19 protein-coding genes are annotated in these 18,697 nt (G+C 73.0%); 9 read left to right on the forward strand and 10 right to left on the reverse strand.

What is annotated here, in order from left to right; genetic code table 11:
* Nucleotides 1-48: 48 nt before the first annotated feature.
* From CP984_RS15025 to CP984_RS15040, 3 genes are all read right to left on the reverse strand, one after another.
* Nucleotides 49-1,038, reverse strand: coding sequence for a YihY/virulence factor BrkB family protein (locus tag CP984_RS15025; protein WP_003985938.1), 990 nt, complete (start codon nucleotides 1,036-1,038; stop codon nucleotides 49-51).
* A 226-nt stretch (nucleotides 1,039-1,264) separates the two neighbouring features.
* Entirely contained in the window at nucleotides 1,265-2,242 is a 978-nt protein-coding gene (locus tag CP984_RS15035) for a decaprenyl-phosphate phosphoribosyltransferase (protein ID WP_003985939.1), read from the reverse strand.
* A complete protein-coding gene (locus CP984_RS15040; protein WP_043977893.1) occupies nucleotides 2,239-2,769 on the reverse strand; it encodes a phosphatase PAP2 family protein in 531 nt (176 codons plus the stop codon). The genes CP984_RS15035 and CP984_RS15040 overlap by 4 nt, the downstream gene beginning before the upstream one ends.
* Before the next feature lie 244 nt (nucleotides 2,770-3,013).
* Between CP984_RS15040 and CP984_RS15045 the strand changes: the two genes are divergently transcribed.
* Together CP984_RS15045 and CP984_RS15050 are read left to right on the forward strand one after the other, a co-directional pair.
* Entirely contained in the window at nucleotides 3,014-4,384 is a 1,371-nt protein-coding gene (locus tag CP984_RS15045) for an FAD-binding oxidoreductase (protein WP_003983227.1), read from the forward strand.
* Between the two features lie 40 nt (nucleotides 4,385-4,424).
* Nucleotides 4,425-5,180 carry a decaprenylphospho-beta-D-erythro-pentofuranosid-2-ulose 2-reductase gene (locus CP984_RS15050; RefSeq protein WP_003983226.1) on the forward strand — a complete coding sequence of 252 codons (756 nt, stop codon included), beginning with the start codon at nucleotides 4,425-4,427 and terminating at the stop codon, nucleotides 5,178-5,180.
* Nucleotides 5,181-5,202: 22 nt separating this feature from the next.
* On the opposite strand, the gene CP984_RS15055 is transcribed toward CP984_RS15050, so the two are convergent.
* Both CP984_RS15055 and trpS read right to left on the reverse strand, forming a co-directional pair.
* A complete protein-coding gene (locus CP984_RS15055) occupies nucleotides 5,203-5,784 on the reverse strand; it encodes a 2'-5' RNA ligase family protein (RefSeq protein ID WP_003983225.1) in 582 nt (193 codons plus the stop codon).
* Nucleotides 5,785-5,935: 151 nt separating this feature from the next.
* Nucleotides 5,936-6,949, reverse strand: coding sequence for a tryptophan--tRNA ligase (gene trpS / locus CP984_RS15060; RefSeq protein ID WP_003983224.1), 1,014 nt, complete (start codon nucleotides 6,947-6,949; stop codon nucleotides 5,936-5,938).
* 248 nt (nucleotides 6,950-7,197) lie between these two features.
* Here trpS and CP984_RS15065 point away from each other — a divergent pair, with 248 nt between their 5' ends.
* A complete protein-coding gene (locus tag CP984_RS15065; RefSeq protein ID WP_078586957.1) occupies nucleotides 7,198-8,562 on the forward strand; it encodes a cytochrome P450 family protein in 1,365 nt (454 codons plus the stop codon).
* Here CP984_RS15065 and CP984_RS15070 read toward each other — a convergent pair.
* Entirely contained in the window at nucleotides 8,526-9,803 is a 1,278-nt protein-coding gene (locus CP984_RS15070) for a serine hydroxymethyltransferase (RefSeq protein ID WP_003983221.1), read from the reverse strand. The two genes, CP984_RS15065 and CP984_RS15070, sit on opposite strands and share 37 nt — an antisense overlap.
* A gap of 253 nt (nucleotides 9,804-10,056) precedes the next feature.
* On the opposite strand from CP984_RS15070, the gene rocD reads away from it, so the two are divergent.
* The gene (gene rocD / locus CP984_RS15075; protein ID WP_003983220.1) at nucleotides 10,057-11,271 is read left to right on the forward strand and encodes an ornithine--oxo-acid transaminase; all 1,215 of its coding nucleotides are present in this window, start codon (nucleotides 10,057-10,059) and stop codon (nucleotides 11,269-11,271) included.
* Between the two features lie 23 nt (nucleotides 11,272-11,294).
* On the opposite strand, the gene CP984_RS15080 is transcribed toward rocD, so the two are convergent.
* Both CP984_RS15080 and CP984_RS15085 read right to left on the reverse strand, forming a co-directional pair.
* Nucleotides 11,295-12,488 carry a glutathionylspermidine synthase family protein gene (locus tag CP984_RS15080; RefSeq protein WP_003983219.1) on the reverse strand — a complete coding sequence of 398 codons (1,194 nt, stop codon included), beginning with the start codon at nucleotides 12,486-12,488 and terminating at the stop codon, nucleotides 11,295-11,297.
* Nucleotides 12,489-12,567: 79 nt separating this feature from the next.
* A complete protein-coding gene (locus tag CP984_RS15085) occupies nucleotides 12,568-12,957 on the reverse strand; it encodes a hypothetical protein (RefSeq protein ID WP_003983218.1) in 390 nt (129 codons plus the stop codon).
* 124 nt (nucleotides 12,958-13,081) lie between these two features.
* Here CP984_RS15085 and CP984_RS15090 point away from each other — a divergent pair, with 124 nt between their 5' ends.
* Nucleotides 13,082-13,981 carry an integral membrane protein gene (locus CP984_RS15090; RefSeq protein WP_003983217.1) on the forward strand — a complete coding sequence of 300 codons (900 nt, stop codon included), beginning with the start codon at nucleotides 13,082-13,084 and terminating at the stop codon, nucleotides 13,979-13,981.
* On the opposite strand, the gene pdxR is transcribed toward CP984_RS15090, so the two are convergent.
* Entirely contained in the window at nucleotides 13,955-15,382 is a 1,428-nt protein-coding gene (gene pdxR / locus CP984_RS15095; RefSeq protein WP_003983216.1) for a MocR-like pyridoxine biosynthesis transcription factor PdxR, read from the reverse strand. The two genes, CP984_RS15090 and pdxR, sit on opposite strands and share 27 nt — an antisense overlap.
* 47 nt (nucleotides 15,383-15,429) lie before the next feature.
* On the opposite strand from pdxR, the gene CP984_RS15100 reads away from it, so the two are divergent.
* From CP984_RS15100 to CP984_RS15110, 3 genes are read left to right on the forward strand one after another with little or no spacing between them, the layout of a single operon-like run.
* Complete coding sequence (locus CP984_RS15100; protein WP_003983214.1) at nucleotides 15,430-15,906, forward strand: carboxymuconolactone decarboxylase family protein; 477 nt, start codon at nucleotides 15,430-15,432, stop codon at nucleotides 15,904-15,906.
* The gene (locus CP984_RS15105; protein ID WP_003983213.1) at nucleotides 15,906-16,370 is read left to right on the forward strand and encodes a carboxymuconolactone decarboxylase family protein; all 465 of its coding nucleotides are present in this window, start codon (nucleotides 15,906-15,908) and stop codon (nucleotides 16,368-16,370) included. The genes CP984_RS15100 and CP984_RS15105 overlap by 1 nt, the downstream gene beginning before the upstream one ends.
* Nucleotides 16,367-17,152 (forward strand): isocitrate lyase/PEP mutase family protein, encoded by a 786-nt coding sequence (locus CP984_RS15110; RefSeq protein WP_003983212.1) that lies wholly within the window; start codon nucleotides 16,367-16,369, stop codon nucleotides 17,150-17,152. The genes CP984_RS15105 and CP984_RS15110 overlap by 4 nt, the downstream gene beginning before the upstream one ends.
* A 47-nt stretch (nucleotides 17,153-17,199) precedes the next feature.
* On the opposite strand, the gene CP984_RS15115 is transcribed toward CP984_RS15110, so the two are convergent.
* Nucleotides 17,200-17,943: a Clp protease N-terminal domain-containing protein gene (locus CP984_RS15115; RefSeq protein WP_003983211.1), complete on the reverse strand. Its 744-nt coding sequence runs from the start codon at nucleotides 17,941-17,943 to the stop codon at nucleotides 17,200-17,202.
* A gap of 89 nt (nucleotides 17,944-18,032) precedes the next feature.
* Between CP984_RS15115 and CP984_RS15120 the strand changes: the two genes are divergently transcribed.
* A complete protein-coding gene (locus CP984_RS15120; RefSeq protein WP_003983210.1) occupies nucleotides 18,033-18,674 on the forward strand; it encodes a TetR/AcrR family transcriptional regulator in 642 nt (213 codons plus the stop codon).
* Nucleotides 18,675-18,697 lie beyond the last annotated feature (23 nt).

Consider the following 18,697-nt stretch of genomic DNA (forward strand, 5'->3'; position numbering starts at 1 on the left):
CAGCCCGTACATCCGGGCCCTATGGCCGCCGGCCGGCCCGTACGCCCGCTACGACGCCGTCGCCCCCGAGCCCTCCGGCGGCCTCCCCGTACCGCCCGTACCGCCCCCGGCAGCGGTCTTCACCTCGGGCCGCTCCCCGTCATCCTCTTCCCCCGCATCGCAATCCAGCGCCTTCCCCTCCGCCTCCGGACCGCACCGCTGTGTCGCCGTCCACGCCGCGCAGAAGACGACCAGCTTCGCGGTGAAGTTGATCCACAGGAGCAGGGCGATGGGGGTGCCGAAGGCGCCGTACATGCTCTTCGCGGCGACGCCCTTGAGGTAGCCGCTGAGGAGGAGCTTGAGGAGTTCGAAGCCGATGGCGCCGATGAAGCCGGCGGTGACCACGGCGCGGCGGGGCGGGTGGACGCCGGGCAGCTTGGTCAGGACGTAGGCGAAGAGCAGGAAGTCGGCGAGGACGGCGATGCAGAAGCCGGCGACGGACAGCAGGACGCTGCCGATGCCGCCTTCCGCGAGGCCGAGGGCCTCGGCCGCCTTGCCGACCGCGGCGGTGGCGAAGCCGGAGCAGGCCAGGGAGACCAGGGCGGTGCCGCCGAGGCCGAGGAGGAGGGCGACGTCCTTGAGCTTGGCGACGAAGACGTTGGTGTCCTCGTCCTCCTTCTCCCAGACGGCGCGCAGGCAGTCGCGGATCGAGTCGACCCAGCCGGCGCCGGTGAAGAGCAGGGCCACGGCGGCGATGACGCCGACGGTGGCGGCGTTCTCGACCAGGGCGCCGAGGTCGAGCTGGCCGGAGATGCCGGGGATCTGTTCGGCGATCTTCTTCTGGAGATCGTGCAGCTGCCGCTCGCTGAGCAGCGCGGCACCGATCGCGGCGGCCACCGTCAGCAGCGGGAAGAGCGCGACGAAGCTGGTGAACGTGATCGCGGCGGCCAGCCGGGTCCAGTGCACCTGCCCCATGCGTTCGTAGGCCCGCCAGAGGTGCGTCGTCATCAGCCAGGACACCATCGGACCGATGACCGGCAGCTTGCTCAACCAATCCATGGTTCCCCGCCTACCCTTCGTCAGCCTTCGACACCCTCTGTACGGGTATGCCGCCCGCGTGGCGGAAGACTAGCCTCCGGGTACCCCGGAAACGCAGGCACGTGGCCGGCGCCATGCCGACGCCCGCGCCCGAGACGGTGTCGGCGCGGGGGTGCGGACGGCGCTTCCGGCGTACGGGGGTGGTGCGGGGCGGGGCCGGTGGTCATCGCGGCGGCGCCCGCCCCCGTCATACGCCCGCGACGGCCATCGCGTACAGCCCGGTCCACGCCAGTGCGATGACGGCCAGCGGGCGGTCCCGCAGCACGACGTTCTCGGGCGCGCCGGCGGTGCCCCGGTCGGCGAAGACCGCGTAGCGCAGGACGGCGAGGATGAACGGGATCATGGACAGCTGGCGCCACGGCAGGACGCCGGCCGGGGTGCCGCCGCTCTCCAGGGCCCACAGGCAGTACGCGAGGACTGCGCCGCCGGCCGCCAGCTGCCACACGAAGCGCAGGTAGCCGTCGCTGTACTCGCGCAGCAGGGCCCGGGTCGCCCCCTTGTCCGTACGCTGCTCGCGCGCCGTCCGGAGCGCTTCGGAGTAGCGCTTGGCGGCGACCATGAACAGCGCGCCGAAGCCCGCGGTGATCAGGAACCAGCGGGACAGCGGGATGCCGAGCGCGGGCCCGCCGATCATGGCGCGCAGCAGGAAGCCGGCGGTGACCACGACGAGGTCGACGACCAGGACGTTCTTCCAGCTGAGGCAGTAGGCGAGCTGCATGAGGAGGTACGCGCCGAGCAGGGCGGCGGTGGCGGGGTTGCACAGCACGGCCGCGGCGGCCGGGACGAGGGCGGCGAGCAGGGCGCCCGCGGCATAGGCGGCAGGTACGGGGACCTCGCCCGCGGCGACCGGGCGGCGGCACTTGTCGGGGTGCGCACGGTCGGCCGTGGCGTCCCGCGCGTCGTTGATCAGATAGACGGCGGACGCGGCGGCGGTGAAGAGGATGAAGAGGAGCGGGAGTTGGTGGAGGGTCTGGCGGCGGAAGAGGTCGCCCGCGGCGGCCGGAGCGGCGGCCACCAGGACGTTCTTGACCCACTGGCGCGGGCGGGCGGTGCGCAGCAGGCCGCGGGGCAGCCCGAGCGCGCGGGCCCGGGGGTCGGGTGGCGGTGCGGTGGCCACTCCCGGGCCGGGCGGCGGCTCCTCCAGGAGGGCGGCGCGTTCGGTCACGTCCACTCCCCGCGTACGCTTGGAAACCTCGCGCCGCCCGCGTACGCCCCGGTCCCGCGTACGTCCCCCAGCCCCGCCACCAACGCCCCCACCACCGCCCCCGCCGCCACATCCGACGGATAGTGCCCGCCCACGACCAGCCGCGACAGACACATCGCCAAGGCCGGCAGGGACAAACCGGCGCCCAGCGGCCGCAGCGCGCCCAGGGTGACGGCGGCAGCGGTGGCGGAGGCGCTGGCGAAGGAGTGCGGGCTCGTGGTGCGTACGAGGGGGGCGTGGCCGGGCAGCAGGGGGCGCCGGCGGCGTACGACGCGCTTGAGACCGAGGCTCAGCAGGTGGGCACCGCAGCTCAGGGCCGTGCCGCGGAGCCAGGCGGGGCGCCGTGACCGGTCGGCCGCGGCGCCCGCCGGCCCGGCGGCGAGCCAGAGCGCTCCGTGCTCGCCGCCGTGCGGGAGGGCGCGGGCGACGGCGGCCGTCCGCGCGTCGGAACCGCAGGCGCGCAGTACGACGAGCAGGCGGTGATCCATCTCTTCCGGGGACAGCGGGGTCACCTCGATCCGGTATCGGGCCGGCTCGCCGGGCGGACCGCCCGCTTCGTACGGTCCGCCCGGCGCCTCTCCCTCAAGCCCTTCGGGGCTCCGCCTCCGACTCTCCGAGGACGGGTGTGCCGTGTCGTCGCGATTAGCCCATCCACCCCATTAATCACTCTTTTCGTGCGGGGGCGGCCGGGAAGCCGGGCGATCAACGCATCCGCCGCATTACGGTCACGGCATGGCGTCGCCCACCGGCCCGGCCGGCACCCGCACCGCCTCCGTCACCGGCTGGGGCCGTACCGCCCCCACCACCGCGCGGCTGGTCCGCCCCGGCTCGTACGGCGAGGCCGTGGCGGCGGTACGGGCGTGCGGGGCGCGCGGCGGGATCGCCCGGGGGCTCGGGCGCGCCTACGGGGACGCGGCGCAGAACGCGGGCGGCGTCGTCTGGGACATGACCGGCCTGGACCGGATCCGCCGCATCGACGCCGAGGCGGGCGTCGTGGAGTGCGAGGCGGGGGTCAGCCTGCACCGGCTGATGGAGGTGCTGCTGCCGCTGGGCTGGTTCGTGCCGGTGTCGCCGGGGACGCGGTACGTGACGGTCGGCGGCGCGGTCGGCGCGGACATCCACGGCAAGAACCACCATGTGGCGGGCTCCTTCACCCGGCACGTGCGGTCCTTCGAACTCCTCACGGCGGACGGCGCGGTGCGTACAGTACGGCCCGGCACGGACCTCTTCGACGCGACCGCCGGGGGCATGGGGCTGACCGGCGTGGTGCTCGCGGCGGCGGTCCGCCTCGTCCCCGTACAGACGTCGCTCATGACGGTGGACACCGAGCGCGCGGCGGACCTGGACGACCTGCTGGCGCGGCTGTCCGCCACCGATCACCGCTACCGCTACTCCGTCGCCTGGATCGACCTGCTGGCGCGCGGCGCGGCGACCGGCCGCGCGGTGCTGACCCGCGGCGATCACGCGCCGCTGGACGCCCTGCCCGCGCGCGCTCGCCGGTCCCCGCTGGCCTTCCGTCCCGGACGCCTGCCGCCCGCGCCGCGCGGCCTGCCGGACGGGCTGCTCGGGCGGCGGTCGGTGGGGCTGTTCAACGCACTCTGGTACCGCAAGGCGCCCCGCCGCCGGACCGGCGAGTTGCAGCGGATCTCCACGTTCTTTCACCCGCTGGACGGGGTGCCGCACTGGAACCGGGTCTACGGGCGCGGCGGTTTCGTGCAGTACCAGTTCGTGGTGGGCCACGGGGAGGAGGAGACGCTGCGGCGGGTCGTGGAGCGGATCGCGGCGCGCGGCTGTCCGTCGTTCCTGGCGGTGCTGAAACGGTTCGGCGCGGGCGGTTCCGGATGGCTGTCGTTCCCGGCGGCGGGCTGGACGCTGGCCCTGGACATTCCGGCCGGGCTGCCGGGGCTCGGCGCCTTTCTGGACGAGCTGGACGAGGCTGTGGCGGCCGCGGGCGGCCGGGTCTACCTGGCCAAGGACGCCCGGCTGCGGCCGGAGCTGGTCGATGTCATGTACCCGCGGGCGCCGGAGTTCCGCGAGCTGCGGGAGCGGCTGGACCCCCGCGGGGTCTTCACGTCCGATCTCTCGCGCCGCCTCGCCCTGTGACCGGCCCCCTCCGAAAGGAAATCGTCCGAAAGGGAAGCGCATGAAAGACGCCTTCGGCTCCCCCCAGTCCCTCCTGATCCTCGGCGGCACCTCCGAGATCGCCCTCGCCACCGCCCGCCGCCTGATCGCCCGCCGCACCCGTACGGTCTGGCTGGCGGGCCGCCCCTCCCCCGCCCTGGAGGACGCGGCCGGGCAGCTGCGTTCGCTGGGCGCCGACGTCCGTACGGTGCCCTTCGACGCGCTGGACACCGGCGGCCACGAGGAAGCCCTCGGCAAGGTCTTCGCCGAGGGCGACATCGACGTGGTGCTGCTGGCCTTCGGCGTACTGGGCGATCAGGAGCGCGCCGAGGCGGAGCCGGCGGAAGCCGTGCGGATCGCGGGGACCAACTACACCGGCGCCGTCTCGGCGGGCCTGGTCTGCGCCCGGTCGCTGCGCGTCCAGGGACACGGTTCGCTGGTGGTGCTCTCGTCGGTCGCGGGCCGGCGGGCGCGGCGCTCGAACTTCGTCTACGGCTCCAGCAAGGCCGGGCTGGACGCGTTCGCGCAGGGGCTGGGGGACGCGCTGTACGGGACGGGTGTGCACGTCATGGTGGTGCGGCCCGGGTTCGTACGGACGAAGATGACGGCCGGGACGGCGCCGGCGCCGCTGGCCACGACGGCGGAGGCGGTCGCGGAGGCGGTCGGGACGGGGCTGCGGCGCCGGAGCGAGGTGGTGTGGGTGCCGGGGGCGCTGCGGCCGGTGATGACCATCCTGCGGCATATGCCACGAGCAATTTTCCGGCGGCTGCCGGTGTGAGCGCCGACGAGCGCCCGGCCCGCTAACGGGTAGGCGTGGGCGGCCGCGACAGATCCGCCTGGCGCGGCACCCCGGCGGCCGGTGCCCCGAACGGGTACTCCCGCTCCAGCCGCCACACGCCGTCCGCGCCCTGCTCGTAGAGCGCGAACCCGTCGATCGTCCAGGCGGCCTCGAAGTCCTTCAGCGCCACGAACGCCTCGTCCATGGCCTCTTCGGAGATGCCGTGCGCGACGGTCACATGCGGGTGGTACGGGAACTGCAGCTCGCGCGCGCAGGGGCCGGACGCGGCACGCACCCGCTCCTGGAGGACGGTGCACTGGGCCTCGCCCTCGGCCAGCTTGACGAAAACCACCGGGGACAACGGCCGGAAGGTGTCCGTCCCCTCCAGGCGCAGCCGGAAGGGCGCGAAGCCCGCGGCGACCTCGGCGAGGTGCTCCTCGATGGCGGGCAGGTCTTCCGCGCGGGCCTCGGTGGGCGGCAGGAGGGTGATGTGCGTGGGGATGCCGTGTGCGTGCGGGTCGCCGAAGCCCGCACGCTGCTCCTGGAGGAAGCTGCCGTACGGCTCCGGGACCGCGATCGAAACGCCCAGCGTTACGGTCCCCACTGCGTTCTCCCTCCTGAAGCTGTCGTTGTCCCCGGATGCCAGTGTGCCGGGTGGCCCGTCCCCGCGGCGACCGTCCTCGGTCCCACCGCATCCGGGACCGAAGGCCCTGGTACGCGGGCGGGCCGGGGCGTCGGCGCCCCGGCCCGGCCGGTCAGTGCTTGGCGGGCAGGAACCCGATCCGGTCGTACGCCGAGGCCAGCGTCTCGGCGGCCACCGCGCGGGCCTTCTCGGCACCCTTGGCCAGGATCGAGTCCAGCGTCTCGGGGTCGTCCAGATATTCCTGGGTGCGGTCCCGGAACGGTGTGACGAACTCGACCATGATCTCCGCCAGGTCGGTCTTGAGGGCGCCGTACATCTTGCCCTCGTACTTCTTCTCCAGGTCGGCGATGGACTCGCCGGTGAGCGTGGAGTAGATCGTCAGCAGGTTGGAGACGCCCGGCTTGGCCTCGGCGTCGTAGCGGATCACCGTGTCGGTGTCGGTGACCGCGCTCTTGATCTTCTTGGCGGAGGTCTTGGGCTCGTCGAGCAGGTTGATGATCCCCTTCACCGACGAGGCCGACTTGCTCATCTTGACCGCCGGGTCCTGGAGGTCGTAGACCTTGCCGGTCTCCTTGAGGATGTACGGCGCCGGGACGGTGAAGGTGTCGCCGTAGCGGCCGTTGAAGCGCTCAGCGAGGTCGCGGGTCAGCTCGATGTGCTGGCGCTGGTCCTCGCCCACCGGGACCTGGTTGGCCTGGTAGAGCAGGATGTCGGCGATCTGCAGGATCGGGTACGTGAACAGGCCGACGCTGGTGCGGTCGGCGCCCTGCTTGGCGGACTTGTCCTTGAACTGCGTCATCCGGCTGGCCTCGCCGAAGCCGGTCAGGCAGTTCATGACCCAGGCGAGCTGGGCGTGCTCGGGGACATGGCTCTGGACGAAGAGCGTGCAGCGCTCCGGGTCGAGACCGGCGGCCAGCAGCTGGGCGGCGGCGAGCCGGGTGTTCGCGCGAAGCGCCGTCGGGTCCTGCGGGACGGTGATCGCGTGCAGGTCCACCACCATGTAGAAGGCGTCGTGCGACTCCTGCAGGGCCACCCACTGGCGGACGGCGCCGAGGTAGTTGCCGAGGTGGAAGGAGCCGGCGGTGGGCTGAATCCCGGAGAGTACACGCGGACGATCGAGAGCCATGGCAGTCATTGTCTCAGGTCCGCGGACGGGGGCGGCGCGCGGCCGGGCAGAGGCGGGGGCACGGGGGTGCCCGGTGGGGGCACGCAGGGTGTCCAGGCGGGTACGGGGCGCCGAGCCAGGCGTACGGGCGCCCCGGCCGGGCGCGTACGGCCGCCTCCCGCCACCGGCCCCCCCGGGGGGAACGGCTCGGCCGGGCGGCGTTCGCCGCAGCCCTGGTCCCCGCACCCCGGAGCTGGAACCGTGGGTGCATGACCGAAGCCGATGCCCCTGCGCCCGGTACGGCACCCGGATCAGCCCCGGACGCGTCCCCTCCGTCCCCGTCGTCCGCTCCGTGTCCGCCCCCTCCTCCGTACCTCTTCGACGTCACCGGAGCCGGTCACCGGGAGGCCGCCCAGGAGCTGCGGGCTCGCGGCCCCGCCGTGCCGGTCCAGCTCCCCGGCGGCATCCCCGGCCACGCCGTGACCCGCCACCACGCCCTGCGCGACTTCCTCACCCACCCGGAAGTGGCCAAGGACGCCTGCCACTTCGCCGCGCTGCGCGAGGGCCGCATCCCGCCCGGCTGGCCGCTCACCACCTTCGCGACCGTGGACGGGATGACGACGGCCGACGGCGCGGACCACCGGCGGCTGCGGGAACCGGCCGTCAAGGCGCTCTCGCCCCGGCGGGTGGCGGCGCTGCGGCCGCGGGTGGAGCGGCTGACCGCCGAGCTGCTCGACGGGCTGCCCGCCCTGGCCGCGCGGGGCGGCGGGACGGTCGATCTCCGGCACGCCTTCGCCTATCCGCTGCCCATGCGGGTGATCAGTGAACTCATCGGCGTGGACGAGGAGTTCCGGGACCGGCTGCACCAGCTGTCCGGGCTGGTCGTGAGCACCGTCATCGACCCGGAGGCGGCGCTGGCGGCCAACCGGGAGCTGGTCGGGGTCCTCGGGCAGGTCGTGGCGGCCCGCCGCGCGGCGCCGGGCGACGACCTGACCAGCGCGCTCATCGCGGCCTGTGACGAGGCGGACGCCCGGCTGAGCGAACGGGAGCTGATCGGCACCCTGTTGCTGATGATCGCCGCCGGGCACCAGACCACCCTCGACTTGATCACCAACGCCGTACGGGCCCTCTGCGCCCACCGCGACCAGCTGGACCTGGTCCGCGCGGGGCGGGCGGACTGGGCGGACGTGGTCGAGGAGACGCTGCGCCACGACAGCCCGGTGGCCCACTTCCCGTTCCGCTACCCGACCCGGGACCTGGACGTCGGCGGCACGGTGATCCCCCGGGGGACGCCGGTGCTCGCCTCGTACGCGGCGGCCGGGCGCGACCCGGAGGCGTACGGGCCGGACGCGGACCGCTTCGACGTGACGCGACGGCCCGCCGTCCGGCACCTGTCCTTCGGGCACGGGCCGCATGTCTGTCCGGGCGCACCGCTGGCCCGCTTGGAGGCGCGGATCGCCCTGCGCGCGCTGTTCACCCGCTTCCCTGATCTGGCCCTGGCCGTACCGGAGGCGGACCTGCGGCCGCTGCCCACGTTCGTGGGCAACAGCGTCGCGGAGCTTCCGGTACGGCCGGGTCGGGACGTCGGGACGGCCGGTCAGGACGCGTCGGCCACCAGCCCCGGCGCCGGGTAGGCGCTCATCAGCTCGGCGACCTCGGCGCGGATCGTGGTGAGCGCGTCCTCGTCGCCGGCGCCCGCGGCCGTGACGCCGCGGGTGATCCAGTCCGCGATCTGCGGCATGTGCTCGGTGCCCAGGCCGCGGGAGGTCAGCGAGGGGGTGCCGATGCGGATGCCGGACGGGTCGAACGGCTTGCGGGGGTCGTAGGGGACGGTGTTGTAGTTGACCACGATCCCGGCCCGGTCCAGCGCCTTCGCGGCGATCTTGCCGGGCACCTCCTTGGGCGTGAGGTCCATCAGGATGAGGTGGTTGTCCGTACCGCCGGAGACCAGGTCGAAGCCACGGGCCAGCAGCTGTTCGGCGAGGGCCTTGGCGTTGGCGACGACGGCGTGCGCGTAGTCGCGGAAGGACGGCTGCGCGGCCTCGTGGAGGGCGACCGCGATGGCGGCGGTGGTGTGGTTGTGGGGGCCGCCCTGGAGGCCCGGGAAGACCGCCTTGTCCAGGGGCTTCGCGTACCGCTCGCGGGACATCAGCATCGCGCCGCGCGGGCCGCGCAGCGTCTTGTGGGTGGTGGTGGAGATGACGTCGGCGTGCGGTACGGGTGAGGGGTGGGCGCCGCCCGCGATCAGCCCGGCGATGTGCGCGATGTCGGCGACCAGGACGGCGTCCACCTCGCGGGCGATCTCCGCGAAGGCGGCGAAGTCGATGGTGCGCGGCACGGCCGTACCACCGCAGAAGATCAGCTTGGGGCGCTCCTTGAGGGCGAGGTCGCGCACCTCGTCGAAGTCGATACGGGCGGTGTCGGCCCGTACGCCGTACTGGACGCCGCGGAACCAGGTGCCGGTGGCCGAGACGCCCCAGCCGTGGGTGAGGTGGCCGCCCATCGGCAGCGACATGCCCATGACCGTGTCGCCGGGCTCGGCGAAGGCCAGGTAGACGGCGAGGTTGGCGGGCGAGCCGGAGTACGGCTGGACGTTGGCGTGCTCGGTGCCGAAGACGGCCTTGGCGCGGTCGATCGCCAGCCGCTCGACAAGATCGATGTTCTGCTGGCCTTCGTAGTAGCGGCGGCCGGCGTACCCCTCGCTGTACTTGTTCTGCAGGACCGTACCGGTGGCTTCGAGCACCGCGGTGGAGACGTAGTTCTCGGAGGGGATCAGGCGCAGCGTCTCGCCCTGGAGGCGTTCTTCGGCACCGACCAGGGCGGCCAGTTCGGGGTCGGCGGCGGCGAGGGCGGGGTGGGACAGGGGACGGCTCATGAGATCCTCCGGGGCGATCGGTTCACGTACGGCTTTCCGGTCGTGCTCCCCGGGTGCCCAGGCAGGGCGGCACCTCGTGGCGGGCCGTCGCGCGACGGCCGCGCACCGTTCCCCCGAGGTCACTTCCCCGTACGCCAGTCGCGATGCGCGGGGCCAGTCTAACGGGGGGTGTGCGGCGCGACCTTCTTCGCATACCGTCCGGCCAACGGGATTTGTTCGCCCGGGATCGCCCGCATACCGAACGGAGTCAACGGTGACCCCCACGACATCCACGGAACGCAGCATCGCCGCCGCCGAGACCCACGGCGCGCACAACTACCACCCGCTCCCCGTCGTCGTGGCCTCCGCGGAGGGGGCCTGGATGACGGACGTGGAGGGCAAGCGCTACCTGGACATGCTCGCCGGGTACTCGGCGCTCAACTTCGGTCACGGCAACCGCCGGCTGATCGACGCGGCCAAGGCGCAGCTGGAGCGGGTGACCCTCACCTCCCGCGCCTTCCACCACGACCGGTTCGCCGACTTCTGTACGCGGCTCGCCGAGTTCTGCGGCATGGAGATGGTGCTGCCGATGAACACCGGCGCGGAGGCGGTCGAGACGGCGGTCAAGACCGCCCGCAAATGGGGCTACCGGGTCAAGGGCGTCCCGGACGGCCGGGCGAAGATCATCGTGGTGGACAACAACTTCCACGGCCGCACGACGACGATCATCTCCTTCTCCACCGACCCGGAGGCGCGCGCCGACTACGGCCCGTACACCCCGGGCTTCGAGATCGTCCCGTACGGCGACCTGGCGGCGCTGGAGGACGCGGTGGACGAGAACACGGTCGCCGTGCTCCTCGAACCGATCCAGGGCGAGGCGGGCGTGCTGATGCCGCCGCCCGGATACCTGCCGGGCGTACGGGAGGTGACCCGCGAGCGCGGCGTGCTGTTCATCGCGGACGAGATCCAGTCCGGCCTGGGCCGCACCGGCACCGACTTCGCGTGTGAGCACGAGGGCGTGGTGCCCGACATGTACGTGCTCGGCAAGGCGCTGGGCGGCGGCATCGTGCCGGTGTCGGCGGTGGTCTCCTCACGCGAGGTGCTGGGCGTCTTCCGGCCGGGCGAGCACGGCTCGACGTTCGGCGGCAACCCCCTGGCCTGCGCGGTGGCGCTGGAGGTCCTGGCGATGCTGCGCACGGGCGAGTACCAGCAGCGGGCCCGGGAGCTGGGCGAGCACCTGCACCACGAGCTGGGGCTGCTGACCGGCGGCGGCGCGGTGGACGCGGTGCGCGGGCGCGGGCTGTGGGCCGGGATCGACATCAACCCGGCCCTGGGCACCGGCCGGGAGATCTCCGAACGGCTCATGGGACGCGGCGTGCTGGTCAAGGACACCCACGGCAGCACGATCCGGCTGGCGCCCCCACTGGTCATCGGCAAGGAGGACCTGGACTGGGGACTGGACCAGCTGCGGGCGGTGCTGGAGGCCTGAGAGCCTGCCCTACGGGGCGCGCCTCACAGGATCACGTGCGGCAGGAACCGCGCGTACTCGTCCGTGACCAGTCCCGCCGACTCCCGGATGCCGAGCCCCGCCGCCTCGTCCTCGACGACCCACGCGCCGAGCACCACCCGGTTGCCGTCGAAGTCGGGCAGCGGGGCCAGCTCCTGGTAGCAGCACGGCTCGTCGCGTACGACGGGGGCCTCACCCGGCTGGTGGACGGTGACGCCGGCGCCCTCACGGCCGAGCAGCGGCTTGGCCACGTACCCGGGCCCGTCCGGCCCGTCCACCAGTTCGCGCGGCCCGTCGAGGTAGGCGGGCAGCAGGTTCGGGTGGCCCGGGTACAGCTCCCAGAGGATCGCCAGCAGCGCCTTGTTGGAGAGCAGCATCTTCCAGGCCGGTTCGATCCACAGGGTGGTGCCGGTGCCGCCGCCGTTGTCGAGGGTGTCCAGGACGTGCGGGCCGAACGCGTCGGTGGCCAGCCACTCCCACGGATAGAGCTTGAAGCAGGACCGGATGAAGCGCAGCCGCTGGTCGACGAAGCGGCCCGAGAGGCTGTCCCAGCCGATCTCCTCGACCGGTATCGCCACCGTCTCCAGCCCGGCCTGCCGGGCCGTCTCCTCCAGGTAGGCGACGGTCATCAGGTCCTCGCCCAGTTCGTCGCCCGCGGAGTGCGCGAAGTGCACGGGCGCCCCCGGCGGCAGCAGCCTAGCCTGCTTGCGCCATGCCTCGACCAGCCGTTCGTGCAGCGAGTTCCACTGGTCGGCGCCGGGGAATCGTTCCTCCATCCAGAACCACTGCGGCCCCGCCGCCTCGACCAGCGAGGTCGGCGTGTCGGCGTTGTACTCCAGCATCTTGGCCGGCCCCGTGCCGTCGTACCGCAGGTCGAACCGCCCGTACAACGTGGGAAGTTCGGTCCGCCGCCGCCACGACTCGGCAACCAGCTCCGCCAGCCGCGGGTCCTCGATGCCGAGGTCGGCGAAGCGCCGGTGCTCGACGATGTGCGCGGCGGCGGCCAGGCACATGCCGTGCAGCTCCTCGACGACCTCTTCCAGCGCCTCGACCTCGGGCAGCGTGAAGGAGTAGTACGCGCTCTCGTCCCAGTACGGGCGCAGCGAGTCGTCCGGGTAGCGGGTCAGCGGGTAGATCAGGCCCTGGGCCTCCACGGTCTGCTGCCAGCCGGGGCGGGGCTGCGTGGTGTGCCGCTTCACGTGGCCGCCCCTCGGTGCGGGACCGTTTCCGTACGCGACGCCGCCACCCGGGCCGAGGCCCGTTCCGCTCGCACCGCCGTCACCCGCCGCTGGAGCCGGAGCAGCCGAAGCCGCCGCGGTTGACGGCCGTGCTGTGGCTGAAGGTGCCGGAGTCGGCGTACCGGCCGCTCACGTCGGAGCCGTAGTACCACTGGCCGTCGACCTTCTTGGTGCCGGTGTTCTTGCCGCTCTTGCCGGCCGACGATCCGGTGCCGCCCGTGCTGCCGGTGCCGCTCGATCCGCTCCCGCTCTTGCACGCCTTGGAGTCGACGATCCGGTAGCCCTTGACCGCGTCGTAGCTGTTCCGGTCGACGCAGCGCTTGTCCGGTTCCGAACCGCAGGAGGTCAGGGCCGCCGCGAGCGCGCCCATGCTGCCCAGGACCACCGTGCTGGACCGCAGCCGCCGCCGGGCCTTCGTCTGTTCCGCCATCCCTGTTTTCCCCCGTACATCCGTGGCAACAGTTTTCAGCCAGGTCAGCCTAAAGGCCGTTCCCCCGTGGGCCGCAATGGGCCTTGGCGGGCCACCCGCCTACAGTCGTCGTGTGCTGATGGGGATGTTCTGTGCGCTCGGTTCGGCGGTCTGCTTCGGTACGGCGTCGGTCCTCCAGGCGGTGGCGGCGCGCGCCACGGCGTCCGGGACCGGCTCGGGATCCGGTGTGGACCCCAGACTGCTGCTCCGCGTCCTGCGCCAGTGGCGCTACCTGCTCGGCCTGGCCCTGGACGGCTGCGGCTTCCTCCTCGAACTGGTCGCGCTGCGCTCGCTGCCGATCTACGCGGTGGGCGCAGCCCTCGCCGCCAGCCTGGCCGTGACCGCGGTCGTCGCCGTGCCGCTGCTGCACGTCCGGCTCAGCCGCGCCGAGTGGACGGCCGTGGCGGTGGTCTGCGGCGGGCTGGCCATGCTGGGGCTCGCCTCGGGCGCGGAAGGGAAGGGTACGGGCTCGACCGGTCTGCGGTTCGGTGTGCTGGCCGTCGCGGTGGCGATCCTGGCGTGCGGCGCGCTGGCCGGGCGGCTGCCCGACCGGGCGCGGGCGGCGGTGCTGGGACTCGGCGCCGGCTTCGGCTTCGGCGTCGTAGAGGTGGCCGTACGCCTGATCCCCGACCTGTCCCCCGCGCCCCTCCTCACCAACCCCGCCACCTACGCCCTGCTCATCGGCGGCGGCGCGGCCTTCCTGCTGCTGACCTCGGCCCTCCAGCGCGGCTCGGTGACGGCGGCGACGGCGGGCATGGTCATCGGCGAGACGCTGGGGCCCGCGCTGGTCGGCATCGTCTGGCTCGGCGACCGCACCCGGTCCGGGCTGGCGCCGCTGGGCATCGCCGGGTTCGCGCTGGCGGTGCTGGGCGCGCTCGCGCTGGCGCGCTTCGGCGAGGCGCCGGAGGTGCCGGGGGCGGAGCCTCACGATCCAGCGGCGGAACCTGCCGCCAGCGGTCTACGGCACGGGCGGGAGCACCCGTAGCAGCGCCTCCAGCGCTCCCGCGAACGCATGCTCCGGCGGCCTTCCGTACGCCACGACCAGGGCGTCGCGCGGCGTCCCGCCATCCGCCGCCGCGGGGTGCGCGAAACTGCTCAGCCCCTCCAGCGCGAGGCCCTGCCAGCGGGCGGCCTGGACGACGGACTGCTCGGTGCCGGGTGGCAGTTCGAGGACGACGTGCAGCCCGGCCGCGATGCCGCCGACCCGGATGTGCGGCGCCTGCCCGGCGAGCGCGGATACGAGCTGATCACGCCGACGCCGGTACCGCAGCCGCATACCGCGCACATGCCGGTCGTACGCGCCCGAGCTGAGGAACTCGGCGAGCGTCAGCTGCTCCAGCGCGGCGGTCTGCCACTCGCCCGTGCTCTTCAGGGCGAGGACCGGTTCCACGAGATGGTCCGGCAGCACCATCCAGGCCAGCCGCAGGGCAGGGGCGAGGCTCTTGCTGGCGGTACCGAGATAGGCGACACGATCCGGATCAAGCCCCTGAACAGCCCCGACAGGCTGCCGGTCATAGCGGAACTCACCGTCGTAGTCGTCCTCCAGCACCAGTCCGCCGGTGGACCGCGCCCAGTCGATGACGGCGGCCCGGCGGTCGGGGTGCAGCGGTACGCCCGTGGGAAACTGGTGCGCCGGGGTGAGGAGGGCGGCCCGTACGCCCGTCAGGTCGGCCAGTCGCTCCGTATCCGCGCCGTATGGGTCGACCGGCAGCGGGACGGAACGCAGTCCGGCGCGGGTCAACACATCGCGGTGGAAGTGCAGGCCGTACGCCTCGCTGCCGATCTCCCGTACGCCTGCGCCCCGCAGGGCACGGGCCAGCAGGCCGAGGCCCTGCATGAACCCGGTGCAGATCAGAATGCGCTCCGGATCGGTCCGTACGCCGCGGGCGCGGGCCAGGTAGTCGGCGAGCACAGTACGCAGCTCAGGGCGGCCGAGCGGCGGCCCGTAACCGAACGCCTCACTGGGCGCCGCGGTGATCGCGCGGCGCGACGCGGCCAACCACGCCGCACGCGGGAACGCGGAGACGTCCGGGGTGCCGGGTCGCAGGTCGTAGCGCGGACGATCAGGCACCCGGGCAGGAGCGGCGCGCCGAGCGGGCGGGGCGGGCCGCAGCGGTTCGGCGCGCCGGGCGACCCGGGTCCCGGAGCCCTGCCGCGCACTGAGCCACCCCTCGGCGACCAGCTCGGCGTAGGCGTCGGCGACGGTGTTACGGGCGATGCCGAGGTCCGCGGCGAGCGAGCGGGAGGAGGGCAGCCGGGTGCCGGGGGCGAGGCGGCCCGTGCGCACGGCCTCGCGCAGGGCGCGCATCAGGGAGGTGCGGACGCCGCCGCTGCCGGAGAGGTCGAGGTGCAGGTCGCGGCCGAAAGTGGCCCACGGATCGTCCATACGATTGGACCATACTCCTGCGCCAATCCAGGCGTAGCGTCACCACCATGACCACGAACGAAAACCCCCGGCAGGGGCACCACCACCCGCGCATCTCCATCGCGCCCAACGCGCCCGAGGTCTACCGGGCGATGGTCGCGCTCGACGCGGCGGCCAAGAAGGGGCTGGATCCGGCGCTGGTCCACCTGGTGAAGATCCGCGCGTCGCAGATCAACCACTGCGCCTTCTGCATCGACATGCACATCAAGGAAGCCCGCAAGGAAGGCGAGACGGAGGAGCGCGTGTACCTCCTCAACGCCTGGGAGGAGGCGGCCGGGCACTACACCGCCAAGGAGCAGGCCGCTCTCGCGCTCACCGAGGCCGTCACCGTCCTCACGGACGGCTTTGTGCCGGACGCGGTGTACGAGCGGGCCGCCGGCCAGTTCGAGGAGGCCGAGCTCGCCCAGCTCATCGCCCTGATCACGACCATCAACGCGTGGAACCGCTTCGGCGTCACCACCCGTATGACGCCGGGGCAGGTGTGATGACGACCGCCACCGGCTCCGCCCGGCTCAACTTCCACAAGCTCGCCCCGGGGATCTACCAGGCCCTGCTGAACGCGCACATCGCCGCGAAGAAGGGCCTGGGCGATCCCGTCCTGGCCGAGCTGGTCCTGATCCGCGCCTCGCAGATCAACCACTGCGCGTTCTGCCTCGACATGCACGTCAAGGACGCGCGGAAGGCCGGGGTGTCCGAGGAGCGCATCTACCTCCTCAACGCCTGGGAGGAGGCGACCGGGCACTACACCGCCAAGGAACAGGCGGCCCTCGCGCTCACCGAGGCCGTCACCGTACTGACGGACGGCTTTGTGCCGGACGCGGTGTACGAGCGCGCCGCCGCGCACTTCGACGAGCGTGAACTCGCCCACCTCATCGCCCTGATCACCACCATCAACATGTGGAACCGCATCAACGTCGCGATCCGGCAGCCCATCGGAGGCGGCGCGTGACCGCCGCGGCCCTGCGCGCCCTGCACCACGGCCGGGCGGCGGACGATCCGCTCGTGCTGCCCGGTCCGTGGGACGCCGAGAGCGCGCGGATCTTCGCGGCGGCCGGTTTCCCGGCCCTGGCCACGCCGAGCGCGGGGGTGTCGGCGGCACTCGGGTACGCGGACGGCAGCACGCCGCCGGACGAGATGTTCGCGGCGGTCGCCCGGATCGTACGGGCGGTGGAGGTGCCGGTCACGGCCGATCTGGAGGCCGGGTACGGGCTGCCCGCGAAGGAGCTGGTGGAGCGCATCGCCGCTGCCGGGGCGGTGGGCTGCAACATCGAGGACAGTGATCACCGCAGCGGGGCGCTCACGGATGCCGGTCGGCAGGCGGACCGGCTGGCGGAGATCCGGGCGGCGGCCGGGGACGAGCTGGTGATCAACGCTCGTATTGATGTGTTCCTGCCCGGGAGGTGCGGTTCCGGCGGTACGGATGGTGCCGGTGGTACGGAGGATTCCGGCGCTACGGACCTCGCCGTACAGGTGGAGGAGGCGGTGCGGCGCGGGCTGCGGTACGCCGCCGCGGGCGCCGACTGCGTCTATCCGATCCTCGCGCCGCCGCACGTCCTGCGGGAACTGGCGGACCGGATCGGGCTGCCGGTCAACGCCCTCGCCGTACCGGGCGGCCCGCCCCCGCGCGAACTGGGCGTGGCGGGCGCGTCCCGGGTCACCTTCGGGGGCGGGCTGCACGGGCGGGCGATGGGGGCGGTGCGGGCGATGGCTGAGGAGTTGCGTACGGGCTGAGGAGTTGCGTACGGGCTGACGGCCGGGCCGTAATGGCCCGGCCGGAATCACTTCCCTTCTTCCCGCTCCCCGACGATCTTGGCCAGCGCCGCGGTGATGTCGGCCTCGGTCGCCGCCTTGGTGATACCGAGGCCGCTCAGCACTCCCTCGCCGTCCTCCAGTTCCAGCAGCGCCAGCAGAATGTGCTCGGTGCCGACGTAGTTGTGGCCCAGGCGCAGCGCCTCGCGGAAGGTGAGTTCCAGCGCCTTCTTCGCCTGCGCGTCGAACGGGATCAGCGCGGGCATCTTCGCCGCCGCGGGCGGCAGCGACTCGGTCACGCGCTGCCGTACGGCGTCCAGCGTCACGCCCTGCGCCACGATCGCCCGCGCCGCGAGGCCGTCCGGCTCGGCCAGCAGGCCGAGCACCAGGTGGTGGGTGCCGATCTGGTCGTTGCTCGCGGCGTGGGCCTCGTTCTGCGAGGTCACCACCACGTTGCGGGCGCGCTCGGTGTAACGGCCGAAGCCCTGGCTGGGGTCGAGGTCCGACGCCTCACCGGGCGCCTTGGGCACGAACCGCTTCTGGGCCGCCTGCTTGGTGACGCCCATGCTCTTGCCGATGTCCGTCCAGGAGGCGCCCGAGCGGCGGGCCTGGTCCACGAAGTGGCCGATCAGGTGATCGGCGATCTCACCGAGGTGCTCGGCGGCGAGTACCGCGTCGGTGAGCTGGTCCAGCGCGTCCGTATGGACCTTCTTGATGGTCTCGATCAGTTCGTCGAGGCGGATGGGCGGAGTACTGCGGGTGGGTTCCGTCATGCGTCAACCGTAAGTTGACGATGCTCGACCGTCAACCCCTGGTTGACGATCTCTGGCTTTACTAGAGCAGCTGCTCTACTATTGCGACGATGCGTACCGTCAACTCCGAAGAGCACGCCCGCAAACGGGCCCACATCCTGCGCGCCGCGGCCGGGGAGTTCGCCGCGCACGGCGTGGACGGCACGTCCACCGCCCGTATCTGCCGCGCCGCCGGAATCGGATCCGGCACGCTCTTCCACTACTTCGCCACCAAGCGCGACATCTTCCACGCCCTGTTCGGCGACGATGTGCCGCGCAACGCCGAAGCGTGCGCCCGCGCACTCGCCGCGGAGCGGCCGGACGACGGCCTCGACCTCCTGCTGGACCACCTGCTCGCCGACCTCGCCGACCCACTGGTGCCGGGCCTGGCCGCCGCGGCCGTCTTCCAGGCCAACCGGGACGAGGAGTTCGCCCGGATGGTCCTCACCGACAGCGCGCAGATACGGACCGCCCTGACCACCCTGACCACGCGGCTCGCCGCGGCAGGGCGGCAGCTCGCCTTCCCTCCCGAACGGGCCGCCGGCTGGATCCAGAGCCTGATCGACGGCGCCTATCTCACGGCCGGCGAACCGGACTTCGACCCCGAGGCGCACGCCGCCGAACTACGGCAGATCGTCGCCTGGCTGACCGGCCGGGACCGGTACGGCGCGCCTGCGCAACCCGCCGACGGGCCCGCCCCGTCACACCCCTGACCTCATCCACCGACCCCGCACCC

This window comes from Streptomyces rimosus (assembly GCF_008704655.1).
Taxonomy (GTDB): Bacteria; Actinomycetota; Actinomycetes; order Streptomycetales; family Streptomycetaceae; genus Streptomyces; species Streptomyces rimosus.

Coding starts and splice junctions, on each gene's coding strand:
- CP984_RS15025 (WP_003985938.1), bottom strand. CDS start 1,038: ATGGATTGGTTGAGCAAGCTGCCGGTCATCGGTCCGATGGTGTCCTGG.
- CP984_RS15045 (WP_003983227.1), top strand. CDS start 3,014: ATGGCGTCGCCCACCGGCCCGGCCGGCACCCGCACCGCCTCCGTCACC.
- CP984_RS15070 (WP_003983221.1), bottom strand. CDS start 9,803: ATGAGCCGTCCCCTGTCCCACCCCGCCCTCGCCGCCGCCGACCCCGAA.
- CP984_RS15100 (WP_003983214.1), top strand. CDS start 15,430: ATGACCACGAACGAAAACCCCCGGCAGGGGCACCACCACCCGCGCATC.
- CP984_RS15085 (WP_003983218.1), bottom strand. CDS start 12,957: ATGGCGGAACAGACGAAGGCCCGGCGGCGGCTGCGGTCCAGCACGGTG.
- CP984_RS15115 (WP_003983211.1), bottom strand. CDS start 17,943: ATGACGGAACCCACCCGCAGTACTCCGCCCATCCGCCTCGACGAACTG.
- CP984_RS15090 (WP_003983217.1), top strand. CDS start 13,082: ATGTTCTGTGCGCTCGGTTCGGCGGTCTGCTTCGGTACGGCGTCGGTC.
- CP984_RS15040 (WP_043977893.1), bottom strand. CDS start 2,769: ATGGATCACCGCCTGCTCGTCGTACTGCGCGCCTGCGGTTCCGACGCG.
- CP984_RS15120 (WP_003983210.1), top strand. CDS start 18,033: ATGCGTACCGTCAACTCCGAAGAGCACGCCCGCAAACGGGCCCACATC.
- CP984_RS15050 (WP_003983226.1), top strand. CDS start 4,425: ATGAAAGACGCCTTCGGCTCCCCCCAGTCCCTCCTGATCCTCGGCGGC.
- trpS (WP_003983224.1), bottom strand. CDS start 6,949: ATGGCTCTCGATCGTCCGCGTGTACTCTCCGGGATTCAGCCCACCGCC.
- CP984_RS15105 (WP_003983213.1), top strand. CDS start 15,906: ATGACGACCGCCACCGGCTCCGCCCGGCTCAACTTCCACAAGCTCGCC.
- CP984_RS15065 (WP_078586957.1), top strand. CDS start 7,198: ATGACCGAAGCCGATGCCCCTGCGCCCGGTACGGCACCCGGATCAGCC.
- pdxR (WP_003983216.1), bottom strand. CDS start 15,382: ATGGACGATCCGTGGGCCACTTTCGGCCGCGACCTGCACCTCGACCTC.